This is a genomic window from Solimonas fluminis (assembly GCF_002930645.1).
Lineage (GTDB): Bacteria > Pseudomonadota > Gammaproteobacteria > Nevskiales > Nevskiaceae > Solimonas_A > Solimonas_A fluminis.
On record NZ_PSNW01000011.1, the window covers coordinates 97,466 to 112,289 of the forward strand.

General features: G+C 69.4%; 14 protein-coding genes. 1 reads left to right on the top strand and 13 read right to left on the bottom strand.

What is annotated here, in order from left to right; all coding sequences use genetic code 11:
- Window positions 1–8 precede the first annotated feature (8 nt).
- The 10 genes from C3942_RS17725 to C3942_RS17770 form a co-directional block, all read right to left on the bottom strand.
- Complete coding sequence (locus tag C3942_RS17725) at window positions 9–194, bottom strand: DUF2065 domain-containing protein (protein ID WP_243393658.1); 186 nt, start codon at window positions 192–194, stop codon at window positions 9–11.
- A 271-nt stretch (window positions 195–465) separates the two neighbouring features.
- Window positions 466–1,335 carry a protease modulator HflC gene (hflC, locus tag C3942_RS17730; protein WP_104231704.1) on the bottom strand — a complete coding sequence of 290 codons (870 nt, stop codon included), beginning with the start codon at window positions 1,333–1,335 and terminating at the stop codon, window positions 466–468.
- Between the two features lie 2 nt (window positions 1,336–1,337).
- On the bottom strand, window positions 1,338–2,471 hold the full coding sequence (gene hflK, locus C3942_RS17735) for an FtsH protease activity modulator HflK (protein WP_104231705.1): 1,134 nt from the start codon (window positions 2,469–2,471) through the stop codon (window positions 1,338–1,340).
- 236 nt (window positions 2,472–2,707) lie between these two features.
- On the bottom strand, window positions 2,708–4,024 hold the full coding sequence (gene hflX, locus C3942_RS17740; protein WP_104231706.1) for a ribosome rescue GTPase HflX: 1,317 nt from the start codon (window positions 4,022–4,024) through the stop codon (window positions 2,708–2,710).
- 80 nt (window positions 4,025–4,104) lie between these two features.
- Complete coding sequence (gene hfq / locus C3942_RS17745; RefSeq protein ID WP_104231707.1) at window positions 4,105–4,389, bottom strand: RNA chaperone Hfq; 285 nt, start codon at window positions 4,387–4,389, stop codon at window positions 4,105–4,107.
- A 93-nt stretch (window positions 4,390–4,482) separates the two neighbouring features.
- Entirely contained in the window at window positions 4,483–5,424 is a 942-nt protein-coding gene (gene miaA, locus C3942_RS17750) for a tRNA (adenosine(37)-N6)-dimethylallyltransferase MiaA (RefSeq protein ID WP_104231708.1), read from the bottom strand.
- Window positions 5,425–5,431: 7 nt separating this feature from the next.
- The gene (gene mutL, locus C3942_RS17755; protein WP_207766137.1) at window positions 5,432–7,258 is read right to left on the bottom strand and encodes a DNA mismatch repair endonuclease MutL; all 1,827 of its coding nucleotides are present in this window, start codon (window positions 7,256–7,258) and stop codon (window positions 5,432–5,434) included.
- A gap of 122 nt (window positions 7,259–7,380) precedes the next feature.
- Window positions 7,381–8,619, bottom strand: a complete 1,239-nt coding sequence (locus tag C3942_RS17760) for an N-acetylmuramoyl-L-alanine amidase (RefSeq protein ID WP_243393659.1) — start codon at window positions 8,617–8,619, stop codon at window positions 7,381–7,383.
- A gap of 97 nt (window positions 8,620–8,716) precedes the next feature.
- The gene (tsaE, locus tag C3942_RS17765) at window positions 8,717–9,175 is read right to left on the bottom strand and encodes a tRNA (adenosine(37)-N6)-threonylcarbamoyltransferase complex ATPase subunit type 1 TsaE (RefSeq protein ID WP_104231710.1); all 459 of its coding nucleotides are present in this window, start codon (window positions 9,173–9,175) and stop codon (window positions 8,717–8,719) included.
- On the bottom strand, window positions 9,172–10,659 hold the full coding sequence (locus C3942_RS17770; RefSeq protein ID WP_104231711.1) for an NAD(P)H-hydrate dehydratase: 1,488 nt from the start codon (window positions 10,657–10,659) through the stop codon (window positions 9,172–9,174). Before C3942_RS17770 ends, tsaE begins: the two co-directional genes overlap by 4 nt.
- Here C3942_RS17770 and queG point away from each other — a divergent pair.
- Window positions 10,658–11,794, top strand: coding sequence for a tRNA epoxyqueuosine(34) reductase QueG (queG, locus tag C3942_RS17775; protein WP_104231712.1), 1,137 nt, complete (start codon window positions 10,658–10,660; stop codon window positions 11,792–11,794). The two genes, C3942_RS17770 and queG, sit on opposite strands and share 2 nt — an antisense overlap.
- Here the strand turns inward: queG and C3942_RS17780 are convergent.
- From C3942_RS17780 to pgi, 3 genes are read right to left on the bottom strand one after another with little or no spacing between them, the layout of a single operon-like run.
- The gene (locus C3942_RS17780) at window positions 11,791–12,732 is read right to left on the bottom strand and encodes a PA2778 family cysteine peptidase (protein WP_104231713.1); all 942 of its coding nucleotides are present in this window, start codon (window positions 12,730–12,732) and stop codon (window positions 11,791–11,793) included. The genes queG and C3942_RS17780 overlap by 4 nt on opposite strands.
- Window positions 12,732–13,115: a PA2779 family protein gene (locus tag C3942_RS17785; RefSeq protein ID WP_104231714.1), complete on the bottom strand. Its 384-nt coding sequence runs from the start codon at window positions 13,113–13,115 to the stop codon at window positions 12,732–12,734. The genes C3942_RS17780 and C3942_RS17785 overlap by 1 nt, the downstream gene beginning before the upstream one ends.
- A 34-nt stretch (window positions 13,116–13,149) precedes the next feature.
- The gene (gene pgi, locus C3942_RS17790) at window positions 13,150–14,790 is read right to left on the bottom strand and encodes a glucose-6-phosphate isomerase (protein WP_104231715.1); all 1,641 of its coding nucleotides are present in this window, start codon (window positions 14,788–14,790) and stop codon (window positions 13,150–13,152) included.
- Window positions 14,791–14,824: the final 34 nt, after the last annotated feature.

The following is a 14,824-nucleotide window of genomic DNA, read 5'->3' on the forward strand; positions in this document are numbered from 1 at the left end:
CTAGGCCACTAAAGCAGGTTGAGCAGGATCACGCCGCCGAGCATCGACAGCAGTCCGATGATGCGGATGGCGCGGCTGTCCAGGTGCATGACGGACAGCATCATCTGCCGCCAGCGAGCCGGAGCCACGAACGGCATGAGCCCTTCGATCACCATGACCAGCGCCAGCGCGCGCAGCAGTTCGTTCCAATCCACATCAAGAGCCTATCCGTGAATAAGACACGCACGCGACGGCGTGCCGTTCTTGTGTGCCGCTAGCCCTATCGACCCGCGGTGCACTCGACGTACATAAGGGGCGATAGGGAACGCGGGGCGCAAAAAAGGCCCCGTCCCTTTGGGTTGCGCCGGAAATCGCGCCATGCTGCGCCGACCACCGCTTACTTGGAACCACCAAACCTCGCGTCGGCCGACTTGCCTGGCGCGATTTCTGGCAGCAACGCGTGTGTGTCTTATCCACGGATAGGCTCTACTTACTGCCGGCGCCCTTGAAGTAGCGGAACAGCTCGCCCTTGGGCTCCAGCACCATCAGGTTCTGGTTGCCGCCCATGCTCTCGCGATAGACGTTGAGCGTGCGGTAGAAGCTGTAGAACTCCGCGTCCTGGCCGTAGGCCTTGGCGTAGATCTCCGCAGCGCGGGCGTCGCCGAGGCCCTTGAGCGTTTCCGCCTGCTTGTAGGCATTGGCCAGGGTCACCTGGGCGGTGCGGTCGGCCTCGGCCTTGATCTTTTCCGCGTCCTCGGCACCGCGTGCGCGCAGGTCCGCCGCCACGCCGGTACGCTCGGCGCGCATGCGGTCGTAGACCGATTCGCTGACGTTCTTCGGCAGGTTGATCGACTTGATGCGGATGTCCACCACCGCGATGCCGAGGTCCTTGACCTTGGAGGCGGCGTCCTTCTCCACTTCCTGGACCATGGCATCGCGGTCGTCGGCGACCGCCTGCTGGATGGTGCGGCTGCCGAACTGGTCGCGCAGGCCGCGGTTGAGGATCGAGGACAGTCGGTCCGAAGCGACGATCTCCTGGCCGCCGGTGGCGCGGTAGTACACCGCGGCGTCGGCGATGCGCCACTTGACGTAGAAGTCGACCTCGACGTTCTTCTTTTCGACCGTCAGGAAGTTCTCGGTCTGGTTGTCCAGCGTCAGGATGCGGCCGTCGAAACGCTGCACCGCCTGGAAGAACGGCGTCTTCATGTGCAGGCCGGGCGCGTAGTCCTTGCCCTTGAGTTCGCCGAGCTGGAACAGCACGGCCTTCTCGCGCTGGTCGACGATGAAGAAGGAGTTGGTGACGGTGAGCAACGCCAGGAATGCCAGCGCGGCCCAGAAAACGGGATTCTTGCTCATGATCAACGCCCCCGGTCGCGCGAGCGCGAAGGATCGCCACCCTGCAGGCCGCCGGCGCCCGGCAGCGCGCTGGGCGCGGTGGTGTAGTCGGACGCGCTGTCGCGCGCCGCCGCCGGGGCCGACTTCATCAGCTGGTCCAGCGGCAGGTAGAACATCGGGCTGCCCTTGTCGACATCCACCAGCACCTTGCTGGAGCTGCCCAGCACGCTGCTCATGGTGTCGAGGTACAGGCGCTCGCGCGTCACGCGCGGCGACTTGCGGTACTCCACCAGCAGCTGCTGGAAGCGCGCCGCATCACCTTCGGCCTTGGCCACCACCTGGTCGCGGTAGGCGGTGGCTTCCTCCACCTGGCGGGCGGCGGCACCGCGCGCCTTGGGCAGCCGGTCGTTGGCGTAGGCCAGGGCCTCGTTGCGGGCACGCTGCTGGTCTTCGCGCGCCTTGATGGCGTCGGCGAAGGCGGCCTGCACCGGCTCGGGCGGCTGGGCCTGCTGCAGGTTCACTTCCGTGACCACCAGGCCGACGTTGTAGCTGTCGAGCAGGTCCTGGAGGATCGCCTTGGTGCGGTCCGCCATCTCCTCGCGGCCCTCGGTCAGTACGAAGTCCATCGAATTGCGGCCGACCACGGCGCGCACGGCCGAGGTCGTGGCCTGGCGCAGGGTCAGGTCCGGGTCGTTGACGCTGAAGACGTAGTCCTCGACGTTGGACACGCGGTACTGGACCTTCAGCTCGACCACGACGATGTTCTCGTCGCGCGTCAGCATGGTGGCCTCGTCGCGCGCCTCGCGCACACCGGTGGTATTGACGATCTCGACCTTGTCCACCGGCCACGGAATGTGCCAGCGCAGGCCCGGTTCCGTGGTGCCCACGTACTTGCCGAAGCGCAGCGTCACCGCACGCTCCTGTTCGTCCACCACGTAGAAGCCGGACACCAGCCACAGGACGGCGAACAGGGCCGCGATCAGGCCCATCAGCCCGAAGGGCAGCGGCGCGCGGGTGCCGGGGGGCGTGCGGCCGGAGCCGCCGCCGAAGCGCGACTTGAAGCGCTTCAGCATTTCGTCCAGGTCCGGCGGACCGTCGCCCTTCTTGGGCCCCTGGCTCCAGGGGTCCTTACCGGGACCCGGTTCATTCCATGCCATTCGTATTTCCTTTCGTAACCGATGCCGCGAGGCACACCCGAATCCGGTCCGGCTTGCTCCAAGCCATTGTTGCTGCTGCAAAACAAGCGGGGACAGGGTGTTTCCCGAAGCCGGGGGAAGCGAAAAATCGGGGGTATATCAATATTTTAGAGTGCGAGATTTTAGAGCCTACGCGCCAATAAATCACGCCAGGGACGGCCTGGGCCGCCAACCTGATCCGCGGGGCGCTCAGGCCCTCAAAGCCCCATCTCCCATTCCTCAATGACCGTCGGTGCCGGCGGCGGTTCCAGCCCGGCGGCGGCGCAGAGCCCCCGCAGGCGCTCCCAGGGCAGGCTGACCTTGAGGTGGAAGTTGCCGTCCTCGTCCAGCGACTCGGACAGGATGGCATTGAGGGCGAAGAGCTGGGCGCGCAGCTTCGCCGCACGGGGCGGCACCGCCAGCTCGAAGCTCTGCAGCTGCGGCCGGATGCGCTCGGCGATGGCCTCGCGCAGGGCGTCCAGCCCCTCTCCGGTCCGCGCCGACACGAAGGCCCGCACCGGCATGCCCTCGTCGTCGCGCTCGATGCGGGGGGTCTCGCCCTCGCGCAGGTCGATCTTGTTGAACACCTGCAGCCGCGGCACGTCGGCGGCGCCGATTTCCTTGAGCACCTCCTCCACCTGGCTGATGCGGGTCAGGCGCTCGGGGTCGGCGGCATCGATCACGTGCAGCAGCAGGGCGGCTTCGCGGGCCTCCTCCAGGGTGGCACGGAAGGCCGCCACCAGGTCGTGCGGCAGGTCGCGGATGAACCCCACGGTGTCCGCCAGCACCACCGGCTCGCCGGCCGGCAGCTCCAGCTTGCGCACCGTGGTGTCGAGCGTGGCGAACAGCTGGCTGGAGGCAAAGGTGGTGTCGCCAGTGAGGGCATTGAACAGGGTGGACTTGCCGGCGTTGGTGTAGCCCACCAGGGACACGGTCGGCACATTGTTGCGGATGCGCGCCACGCGGTTCTGCTGGCGCCGGGTCCGCACCGTCTCCAGGTGCCGCTTGAGCGTGGCGATGCGGGTCTTGATCAGGCGGCGGTCGAGTTCCAGCTGGGTTTCGCCGGGGCCGGTCATGCCGATGCCGCGGCCGCCGCCCTGGCGCTCCAGATGGGTCCAGCCGCGGATCAGGCGCGTGGACATGTGCTGCAGCTGCGCCAGCTCCACCTGCAGCTTGCCCTCGTGGGTACGGGCACGCTGGGCGAAGATGTCCAGGATCAGGCCGGCGCGGCCGAGCACGCGGGCACTGACCAGCTTCTCCAGGTTGCGTTCCTGGCTGGGCGACAGCGGATGGTTGAAGATGACCAGTTCGGCGCCGGTGGCGGCGACGCTGTCGGCCACTTCCTGGGCCTTGCCGCTGCCCACGAACAGGCCCGGATCGGGGTCCTTGCGGCTGCCGCCGATGACATTGAGCACGTCGGCACCGGCCGATACGCAGAGCTCCACGAACTCCTGCCGGTCCGAATCGAAATCGGCACCGGGAAACTCGAGGTGGACGAGGATGGCCTTCTGGCCGGACTTGGGACGTTCAAACATGATTCAGAAATGCAAAGGCCACCCACGCCGGCTCGTGCCGGCATGGGTGGCGCGGTAAAGCTGGAGAAACTGCGACGACTTCAGGCCGACGGCGCTTCCGCAGCGCCACCCTCGTGGCCATGATGGTCGGCGGCATCGCTGCTGCTGCCATCGAAGATGCGGACGGCGCGCGCCGGCACGATGGTCGAGATGGCGTGCTTGTAGACCATCTGGCTGACGCTGTTGCGCAGCAGGACGACGAAGGAGTCGAAGGATTCGATCTGGCCCTGCAGCTTGATGCCGTTCACCAGGTAGATCGAGACCGGGATGCGTTCCTTGCGCAGGGCATTGAGAAACGGTTCTTGTAACGTATGACCTTTAGACATGATTCTGTTCCCTTTTTTAATGTTCGTCCCGCGGCTGGAACTCCCGCACACCGCAACGGCCGGATATCACCGGCCGGGGGAGTGTATCACTTGTCAAGTCCCGCGCACGTCCAGTGCAGGCGCCCCGATCAGACTCAGCGCCCGGGACAAAAGTTCAGGCTCGGCAGGATTCAGCCACTGCAGCTCCGGCTCGCTGCGCAGCCAGGTCAGCTGGCGCTTGGCGAACTGGCGCGTCGCCGCGATGCCGCGGCCCACGGCCTCCTCCAGCGTCCCCTGCCCCTCCAGATGGTCCCAGAGCTGGCGATAGCCGACGGCCCGTACCGACGGCAGGTCGGCATGCAGGTCGCCGCGGGCCCGCAGGCGGCGCACTTCGTCGAGAAAGCCCTGCTCCATCATCTGCCGGAAGCGCAGCTCGATGCGCCGGTGCAGTTCCGAACGCTGCGGCGGATTCAGGGCCAGCTTGATCACCGGCCCTTCGATGCCGCGGGGCCTGGGCCGCGCGTACCAGTCGCTGGGCGGCATCCCGCTGAGTTCGATCACCTCCAGCGCCCGCTGGATGCGCTGGGCATCGTTCGGGTGCAGGCGCGCCGCGGTGGCCGGATCCAGCGCCGCCAGCTTCGCATGCATGCCCGTCCAGCCCACCAGCTCGGCCTCCTGCTCCAGGCGCAGGCGCAGTTCGGCATTGGCCGAGGGCAGGTCGGACAGGCCCTGCTGCAGCGCGCGGAAGTACAGCATGGTGCCGCCCGCCAGCAGCGGGATGCGGCCGCGGCCGCGAATCTCGTCGATCAGCCGCAGGGCGTCGTCGCGGAAGCGCGCGGCGGAATAGATCTCGCTGGGCTCGAGGATGTCGATCAGGTGATGCGGTACGGCGGCACGCGTCGCCGCATCCGGCTTGGCCGCGCCGATATCCATGCCGCGGTAGACCAGCGCGGAGTCGACGCTGACGATCTCCACCGGCAGCCGCTCGGCCAGGTCCAGCGACAGCTGGGTCTTGCCCGAGGCGGTGGGCCCCATCAGGAGGACGACAGGCTGCATGGCCGTGTCAGCGTCCCCTGAGGAACAAGCGGTCCAGTCCGGCCATGTCCACCTGGATCCAGGTGGGCCGGCCGTGATTGCACTGGTCGGCCAGTTCGGTGCGCTCCATGTCCCGCAGCAGCGCATCCATCTCCGGGATCGTCAGGCGGCGGTTGGCCTTGATGGCCGCCTTGCAGGCCATGTCGGCCATCACGCGATGCTGCGCATCCAGCACCTCGCCGAGATGATGCGAGGTCTCGCGCAGGTCCTCGTCCGACACCAGGCCGCGGACGAAGGCGGCAACATCCTCGCGCGACAGCAGCGGCGGCACCGCGCGCAGCAGCACCGAGGACGGGCCGGCACGGTCGATCTGCAGGCCGTAGCGCGACAGCTCCTCGCGGCGCGCCTCCAGGGCATCCACCGCATCCTCCGGCAACTGCAGGCGCTCGGGCACCAGCAGGGCCTGTGAAGGCACCCCGCCCTCGGCCAGCTGCCGCTTCAGCCGCTCGTAGAGCACCCGCTCGTGCGCGGCGTGGGCATCCACCACCACCAGGCCATGGCGGTTCTGCGCGAGGATGTAGACACCCTGCAGCTGCGCCAAGGCATGCCCCAGCGGCTGCTCGTCCGCCTCCGCCGCACTCGCATCCGCGGCAAGCGGTGCCGCCGGCTCCGCCGCCCGCGGGGCCCGTTCCGCCACCGCGGCGGCCAGCGTGGTCCAGGCCGGGGCCGGAGCCTCGCGCAGCGCCTCCGGATGGGAGGCAGGCGGCGAGGCATAGCGGAACCCGGACTGCTGCGGCGCAGGCACCGCCGGTGCGGGGGGCGCAAACTGCGCGGGCCGGTTCAGCGCGGGATCGGGCCGCAGTTCGCGCAGCACGCGGTGCACCGTGCCGAACAGGAAGTCGTGCACGGTGGAGGAATCGCGGAAGCGCACCTCCGCCTTCTGCGGATGCACGTTCACGTCCACCCGCGCCGGATCCAGCTCCAGGTACAGCACGTAGGCCGGGTAATGGGTGGAGTGCATGGCGTCGGCAAAGGCACGGCGCAGGGCATGCGTCATCAGCTTGTCGCGCACCGCGCGGCCGTTGACGTAGAGGAACTGCAGGTCGGCCTGGGTCCGTGCAAACGCCGGCAGCGCCACCCAGCCCCACAGCCGCAGGCCGGCGCGATGCTCGTCGAGGAACACCGCATGGCGCAGGAAATCCTCTCCGCAGACTTCGCCGACGCGGGCCTCGCGGCCCTGCTCGTCGTCCACCGGCGGCAGGTCCAGCAGCTTGCGTCGGTTGTGCAGCAGCCGGAAGCCATGCGCGAACCGCGACAGCGCCAGCCGGCCGACCAGCTGCTGGATATGCCGGAACTCGGTGGCCTCCGACTTCATGAACTTGCGCCGCGCCGGCGTATTGAAGAACAGGTCGCGCACCACGACGCTGGTGCCCGGCGGATGGGAAGCGGGCTGCGCCCTGGGGCTATCCAGCGCGCCGGCGCCCTCGACTTGCCAGGCGTGGGCCTCCGCGGCGGGACGCGACACCAGGCTCATGCGCGACACCGACAGGATGCTGGGCAGGGCCTCGCCGCGGAAGCCGAAGCTGGCGACCTGCTCCAGGTCCTCCAGCGAGGCAATCTTGCTGGTGGCATGGCGCGTCATCGCCAGCGCCAGTTCCTGGGGACCGATGCCGCCGCCGTCGTCGGTGATGCGGATCAGGCCCAGCCCGCCCTGCTCGATCTCGATCTCGATACGCCGGGCGCCGGCGTCGAAGGCGTTTTCCACCAGTTCCTTGACCACGGCGGCGGGGCGCTCGACCACCTCGCCGGCGGCGATCTGGTTGACCAGGACATCGGGGAGAATCTGGATCGGCATCCGCATATGGTAGCCGGCCGCCCGGCCACCGTAGGCACCCCGGGAAGAAAAAGGCCCCGGCGGGAGCAGCGCCAGGGCCTGAATACCTCCGGTCAGAGAGGTCTATGTGTAAACCAGGGAACCTACTTGAGGCTGATTTCCTGCGGGTTGGCCACGGCCTCGACCACCTGCTGCTGCGGACGGTAGCTGACGAAATAGCCCTTGATGCCCTCGAGGATCGACCGTGCGAGCTTCTCGCGATAGTCGTCGTCGGCCAGCAGGGCCTCCTCGCGCTCGTTGGTGATGAAGGCGGTCTCCACCAGCACCGAGGGAATGTCCGGAGCCTTGAGCACCATGAAGCCGGCTTGCTGCACGTCGGCCTTCTGCAGCTTGTTGACCCGCCCCATCGACTTGAGGATGCGGCCGCCGACGTCGAAGCTGGCTTCCATCGTGGCGCTCTGCGACAGGTCGATCAGCACCGCCGCCAGTTCCTTGTCCTTGCCATGGATCTCGACGCCGCCCACCAGGTCGGCCTCGTTTTCCTTGCGGGCCAGCCAGCGCGCATGCTCGTTGGTGGCACCCTTGTCCGACAGCACGTACACGGCGGTGCCGTGCAGGTCGCGGTTGTGGAAGGCATTGGCATGCACCGACACGAACAGGTCGGCCTGGTGCTTGCGTGCGATGTTCACGCGGTCGCGCAGCTTGAGGAAATAGTCGCCGTCGCGGGTCAGCACGGCCTTCATGCCGGGCTCGGCATTGATCGCCTTGGCCAGCTTGCGGGCAATGGCCAGCGCGACTTCCTTCTCCTCGAGGCCGCTCTTGCCGCGCGCACCGGGATCCTCGCCGCCGTGTCCGGCATCGATCGCGATCACCACCGGACGCTCCTGCAGCTTCATCGGCGGCATTGCCGGCGTCGGAGGGCTGGCCATCACCGGCGTCGGTGCCGCAGCGGGCGCGGCGGCCGTCACCACGGGTGCCGGCTCGGCAGCGGGTGCGGGGCGCGGGCGGCCGGGCAGGTCCAGCACCAGGCGATAGCCGTGTTCGTCGCTGGGAGCGAGCACGAAGCTCTTGGGATCCACGGCTTCGCTGACGTCGAGCACCACGCGGACGCCGCCGTCCTGGATGCCCGAACGCACGCGGCGCACCAGGCCCTTGCCGCTCACGCGATTGATGCGCGCCATCGCCGCAGGAGCGAGCCCGCCGATGTCGATGACGATGCGGTCGGGATTGGCGAGCGTGAAGACCTTGTGCTGGGCGTCGGTGCTCAGGTCGAACACGACGCGGGTCGACTCGGGGCTTTCCCACAGGCGCAGGTCGCGCAACTCCGCCGCAAGCGCGGCAGGCGCAGCGAGCAACATGGCCAGCAGGACGATGGACCGCACGGCAGACCCCCAGTACAGGCAGTGATGGGCAATGTACCGTGATCTTTTAAACAACGCAACTTTTTCCCCAATCGATCCAGGGGGATAGGTTTGCTTCTTAATGTTCAACTTTCAAGAATTCACAAATTGGGCCGGACAGGTGCGCTTCCCGCCCCTCTCCGGCCACTTTCAGGTCCACCTTCAGGTCGGCCGCGGACAGCAGGCCGCCCCCCTTCTCCGGCCATTCCACGAGCCAGAGGTGCTGCTGCGGCGGATAGTCTGCAAGGCCGAGGTTCTGCAGTTCCAGCGGGTCCGCCAGGCGGTACAGATCCATGTGCAGGACGCTGCTGCCGCCCAGGTCGTAGGGTTCCATCAGCGTGTACGTGGGGCTGCGGATGCGCCCGGTCACGCCCAGGGCCTCCAGCAGGCCGCGCGCCAGGGTGGTCTTGCCGACGCCCAGATCCCCCAGCAGCCAGATGACGCCGCGAGGCTGCGGCCCCAGGGCCCTGGCCAGGGCGGCGCCCAACGCGGCGGTGGCGGCCGCATCCGGCAGGGAATGGACGGTTTCGGGTTTCATGCGACGACGGGATTCACCACGCGGCGGAGCTGGCCGATCAGGTCGCCGGGGAGCAGGCCGCGCTCGCCCCCGGCAGCGGCGAGGTCACCGGCCAGGGCATGCAGCAGCACGCCGGCGCCAGCCGCTTCCTCCAGGGGCAGGCCCTGCGAGATCAGGGCGGCGATGATACCGGTCAGCACGTCGCCCATGCCACCCACGGCCATGCCCGGATTGCCCCGGTCGCAGAGCCGCAGGCGCTGGCCGGCCACCAGGCTGCCGGCCCCCTTCAGCACGGCGACCCCGCCATAGCGGGCCGGCAGGGCCTGGGCCGCGACCGGCCGTTCGCGCTGCACCTCGGCCGTGCTGCAGCGGAGCAGCCGTGCCGCCTCGCCCGGATGCGGGGTCAGCACCCAGTTGTCGCGGCGGATCGGCTCCCGGGCCAGCAGGTTGAGGGCGTCGGCATCCACCACCAGCGGCAGGCTGCTGTCCAGCACCTCGGCCAGCAGGCCCAGGCCCCACTCGTCCTGCCCCAGGCCCGGCCCGATGGCCACCACGTCGGCCCGCTCCATCAGCCGCCGCAGCAGTGCCGGCTCCTCGATGCCGTGGCACATGAGCTCCGGCTGCGCCGTGGTCAGCGCGGCAGCATGGGCCGCGCGGGTCGCCAGGGTCACCAGCCCCGCCCCGCTGCGCAGCGCCGCGCGCCCGGCCATCAGCGCCGCCCCGGCCATGCCGGCATCGCCACCCACCACCAGCACATGCCCGTGGGACCCTTTGTGCGCGCCGCGCGCGCGTCGCGGCAGCCAGTGCGCGAGTTGTTCCTGCGCCAGCAGCGTGGCCATGGGTACGATGCCCTCGTAGGCCTCCGGCGGCAGGTCCAGCCGGTCGAAAACCCGTTCGCCGCTGCAGGCCGGCCCCTCGCCGGTTTCCAGCCCGAGCTTGCGGCCGATGAAGCTGACGGTGACGTCCGCCAGCACCGCCGCGCCCCAGAGGCGGCCGTTGTCGGCGTCCAGCCCGGAGGGGATGTCCACGGCCAGCACGCCCGCACCGGCGGCTCGGGCGGAGCGCATCGCGTCCACGGCCGCGGCGGCCGCCCCCTGCAGCGGGCGCGACAGGCCGATGCCGAACAGCGCATCCACCACCACCTCGGCGCCGTCGAGCCCCCCGGGCAGCAGCAGGGCCTCGGCCCCACCGCCCGACAGCCAGTCGGCGCGTGCCTTCACCGCATCTCCCGCCGTGGCGGCCGGCCCTATGGCGTACAGCGTCACCGACAGGCCGGCGCCGCGCGCCAGCCGCGCGATCACGTAGCCGTCACCGCCGTTGTTGCCGCCGCCGCAGACCACGGCCAGCTTCCGCGCCGCCGGCCAGCGTCGGCGGATTTCCGCCCAGCAGGCCACGCCGGCACGCTGCATCAGCGTGTAGCCGGGAATGCCATGACGCTCGATCGCGCGCCGGTCGAGTTCGCGCACCTGGGCGGCGGAATACAATCTGCAGGCGATGTCGTTCATGGCCCCCAGTATAGGAAGTCCCCCCGCCGCCTTGGCGGCGGAGCTGCCGGAGAAGATCCGGCAGTGGGCGCGCGAGCTGGGTTTTGCCGATGCCGGCGTCGCCAGCCTGGAACTGGACGAGGACCTGGCCCATCTGCAGCGCTGGCTGGACGAGGGCCGCAACGGCGGAATGGCGTTCATGGCGCGCGACCCGGGCCTGCGCCGGGACCCGGCCCGGCTCCGCCCCGGCACCCTGGGGGTGATCTCGGCACGGCTCGACTACCGCCCCGACGCCGAGGCGGCCGACCGGGTCCTGCGCGACGGCGAGCGAGCCTACATCTCGCGCTATGCGCTGGGCCGCGACTACCACAAGCTGATGCGCGGCCGCCTGCTGCAGCTCGGCCGCCGCATCGAGGCCGAGATCGGCCCGCACGGCTATCGCGTGCTGACCGACAGCGCCCCGGTGCTGGAAAAGGCGCTGGCCCGCAACGCCCGTCTCGGCTGGATCGGCAAGAACACCCTGCTGCTCAACCGCGACGCCGGCTCCTGGTTCTTCCTCGGCGAGATCTACACCGACCTGCCGCTGGCGGCCCAGGACCGGCCCGCCGTGGCCGAGCAGTGCGGGCGCTGCAGCGCCTGCATCCGCATCTGCCCGACGCAGGCCATCACGGCACCCTACCGGCTCGACGCGCGGCGCTGCATCTCGTACCTCACCATCGAGCACCACGGGGCCATTCCCGAGGAACTGCGCCCGATGATGGGCAACCGTATCTTCGGCTGCGACGACTGCCAGCTGGTCTGCCCCTGGAACCGCTATGCGCAGACCACGGTGGAGCCGGACTTCGCGCCGCGCCACGGGCTGGACAGCGCGGGCCTGCTGGAGCTGTTCTCCTGGGACGAGGCCGAATGGCTGCAGCGCACCGAGGGCATGGCACTGCGCCGCGTCGGCTACCCGCGCTGGCTGCGCAACCTGGCGGTGGCCATCGGCAATGCGCCGCGCAGCGAAGCGGCCGCCGCCGCCCTGCGCTCGAGGCTGGAGTACCCGGACGAGATCGTGCGCGAGCACGTGCGCTGGGCGCTGGACCGGCAGGAGGCGAGCGGCCAGGGACTGTCGCCCCCTCCCCGATCGCCGCAATCGGGGGATGCCACGGCCTAGGGCTGGCAGATGGCGGCTGGTGGTGCCGCCGCCAGTTCCGCCGACGTCTCCTGCAAGGCCGAGGCGACGGCAGGCCCGGCCGGCAGGTCGACGGCCCGCTGCAGCGCCGCCGCCGCCGCCTCGCGGCAACCCAGTTCCAGTTCCACCTGCGCCAGGTTGTTGTAGCTGGCGGCATCGGGCTTGAGTGCCGCCGCCTGGCGATAGGCCGCGCGGGCGCCGGCCTTGTCGCCGGCCCGGTAGCGGATATTGCCCAGCAGCTGCCAGCCCAGCGGCAGCTCCGGCCAGCGCCGCGTCGCCGCCTCGTAGGCCATGGCGGCCAGCGGCCCTTGTCCCAGCTGCTCGAAGGCGGAGGCGGCCGTCAGCCAGTCCAGCGCCTGGGCGCTGACCGGCACCCGGTCCGGCGCCGTGACCACCATGGCCCAGCGGTCGGCGCGCTGCCAGCTGTCCATGAAGCGGCGGTAGCTCATGACGCGGCGGCGGTCGGTGCCGGAACGCAGCACCACCGTCTCCGCCACCGGGTCGGCACCGATCACCACGGCGTAGTGCCACACCGGCAGCCACGAGACCCCGAGATTCTGCAGCACCAGCACCGGATGGCCCGAGGCCACTTCCGCGAACAGCGCGCCGGGCTCGGGCCTGAGAACGTAAGCCAGCCGCTGCTGGCGGCGCGTGGCCGCCACCAGCTCCAGCTGCAGGCTGCCCCGGCGCCCCGGCAGGAAGACCTGCGGCGCCAGCTCGTCCGGCGTCACCGACAGGCCGGAGGCGCCCAGCACCGTCGCCAGCGCGGCGGGGCCGCACTGGTAGCGGGTCTGCGGGAAGAACGGCGTGTCGGCCAGCTCGGTGGCCGATACGGTCTCGGGCCACTGCGAGCGCAGCGGCGCGTGGCTGGCGCAGGCAGCCAGCGCCAGGACGGCGCAGGCCGCTGCGAAACGCCGCATCAGATCGCCGTGAAGATGTTGGTCACGCCGACCAGCTCGAGGATCAGCAGCACCACGAAGACGATGCCGATCACGCCGATGATGTCGCCGCCGGCCGGCTGGGCGTCCATGTTCAGGGCCAGCTGCTGCAGCTCCTGGTCGGTCAGCGCATCGATGCGCTCGGCGGCCTGCTCGGCATCCACCCCCAGCGACTGGAGCTGCTGGCGCACGTCGTCGCGCGCCATCCACTGTTGCAACTGCTCGCGCTGCACCGTACTGCGCTCGGACTGCAGCAGCTGCTCGCTGCCGACGATGCCGGCCTGCGCCGGTAGCGGCATGCCGACCACGGCGAGCGCCGCGAACAGGATGCCCAACAGGAATTGGGTGGACTTGGACTGCTTCATGACACGCTCCTTGTGAAACGGGACCGGATGGGGATCAGGCCTGCTCCTGGCTACCTTGCCTGATCTGTTCGAGAAGGGCGACGGTCGAGGGATCCAGCCCGGCATCCTGACCGTCCATCGCCCTGAGGACATCCTGCGCCAGCTGCTTGCCAAGCTCAACGCCCCATTGGTCGAAGGCGTTGATCTCCCAGATCACGCTCTCGACGAAGGTGCGGTGCTCGTAGAGTGCCAGCAGGGCGCCCAGGTGCCAGGCATCCAGCCGCGGCAGCAGCAGGGTGTTGCTGGGCCGGTTGCCGGAAAAGACCCGATGCGGCACGGCGCTCTCCAGCGCCTCGCCCGACAGGCCCTTGCCGCGCAGCTCCTCGCGCACCTGCTCCGGCGTCTTGCCCTTCATCAGGGCCGCGCTCTGCGCCAGGCAGTTGGCCACCAGGATGCAATGATGATGCTCCAGGCCCGGCGTGCCCTGCATGGGCAGGATGAAGTCCACCGGATGCACGCGCGGCCCCTGGTGCAGGGTCTGGAAGAACGCATGCTGGGCATTGCTGCCGACGTCGCCCCAGAGGACCACCGAGGTGCGGTAGTCCACCAGGGCCCCGTCGCGGGTCACCGCCTTGCCGTTCGACTCCAGCTCCAGCTGCTGCAGCCAGCCGATGAACTTTTCCAGGCGCTGGGCATAGGGCACCACGACCTGGGTCCCATGGTCCAGGAAGTTGAAGTTCCAGATGGCCAGCAGCGCCAGCAGCACCGGCAGGTTTCGCTCCAGGGGCGCCGACACGAAATGCTGGTCCATGGCCCGCGCACCGGCCAGCAGTTCGTCGAAGCGCTCCGGCCCGACGCTGATCAGGATCGGCAACCCCACCGCCGACCACAGCGAGTAGCGCCCGCCGACCCAATCCCAGAACTCGAACATGTTGGCTGCGTCGATGCCGAAACGCTCGATCTCGGCCCGGTTGGTCGAGCAGGCCACGAAATGGCGCGAGATGGCGGCCTCGCCCGCATGCTGGACCAGCCAGCGGCGCGCGGTATGGGCGTTGGTCATCGTTTCCTGGGTCGTGAAGGTCTTGGACGTCACGATCCACAGCGTGCGTGCCGGATCCAGCCAGCGCAGCAGGCCGCTGATCTGGGCCCCGTCCACGTTGCTCACGAAATGGACGCGCGGGCCGTCGGCATGGTCCTTCAGCGCCTCGCGCACCATGCGCGGGCCAAAATCCGATCCGCCGATGCCGATGTTGACGACATCCTGGATGGTCTGCCCCGAGTAGCCGCGCCATTCACCGCTGCGCACGCGCTCCGCGAAGGCATTCATGCGGCGGCGCACGGCATGCACTGCGGGCATCACGTCGACGCCCTGCACTTCCATGCGGCTGCCGGCAGCGCCGCGCAGCGCCATGTGACCGGCCGCGCGTCCCTCGGTGGCGTTCAGGGTCTCGCCGGCGGCCATGCGCTGGATCCAGCCGGACAGGTCCTGCTGGCGCGCCAGGCCCAGGAGCATTTCCATGCCCTCGTGGTCGATGAGCTGCTTGGAATAGTCGAGACGGATTCCCTCGAGCACGGCGGTGAACTCGGAGGCCCGGCGCGCGTCGCGGTCGAACAGCGAGGTGATGCGCTCCTGTCGAAGGCGCTGGGCGTGGGAATGGAGCCGGCGCCAGGCCGGACTCTGGGCTACTGAGGTCATGTACGTAGGGGCGTGCTTTTTGGCGACAGTGTAA

Excerpts from the sequence above, each read along its gene's own strand:
- C3942_RS17785 (WP_104231714.1), bottom strand. The coding sequence starts at position 13,115 with ATGAAGCAGTCCAAGTCCACCCAATTCCTGTTGGGCATCCTGTTCGCG.
- hflX (WP_104231706.1), bottom strand. The coding sequence starts at position 4,024 with ATGTTTGAACGTCCCAAGTCCGGCCAGAAGGCCATCCTCGTCCACCTC.
- pgi (WP_104231715.1), bottom strand. The coding sequence starts at position 14,790 with ATGACCTCAGTAGCCCAGAGTCCGGCCTGGCGCCGGCTCCATTCCCAC.
- queG (WP_104231712.1), top strand. The coding sequence starts at position 10,658 with ATGGCCCCCAGTATAGGAAGTCCCCCCGCCGCCTTGGCGGCGGAGCTG.
- miaA (WP_104231708.1), bottom strand. The coding sequence starts at position 5,424 with ATGCAGCCTGTCGTCCTCCTGATGGGGCCCACCGCCTCGGGCAAGACC.
- C3942_RS17770 (WP_104231711.1), bottom strand. The coding sequence starts at position 10,659 with ATGAACGACATCGCCTGCAGATTGTATTCCGCCGCCCAGGTGCGCGAA.
- mutL (WP_207766137.1), bottom strand. The coding sequence starts at position 7,258 with ATGCCGATCCAGATTCTCCCCGATGTCCTGGTCAACCAGATCGCCGCC.
- hfq (WP_104231707.1), bottom strand. The coding sequence starts at position 4,389 with ATGTCTAAAGGTCATACGTTACAAGAACCGTTTCTCAATGCCCTGCGC.
- tsaE (WP_104231710.1), bottom strand. The coding sequence starts at position 9,175 with ATGAAACCCGAAACCGTCCATTCCCTGCCGGATGCGGCCGCCACCGCC.
- hflC (WP_104231704.1), bottom strand. The coding sequence starts at position 1,335 with ATGAGCAAGAATCCCGTTTTCTGGGCCGCGCTGGCATTCCTGGCGTTG.
- hflK (WP_104231705.1), bottom strand. The coding sequence starts at position 2,471 with ATGGCATGGAATGAACCGGGTCCCGGTAAGGACCCCTGGAGCCAGGGG.
- C3942_RS17780 (WP_104231713.1), bottom strand. The coding sequence starts at position 12,732 with ATGCGGCGTTTCGCAGCGGCCTGCGCCGTCCTGGCGCTGGCTGCCTGC.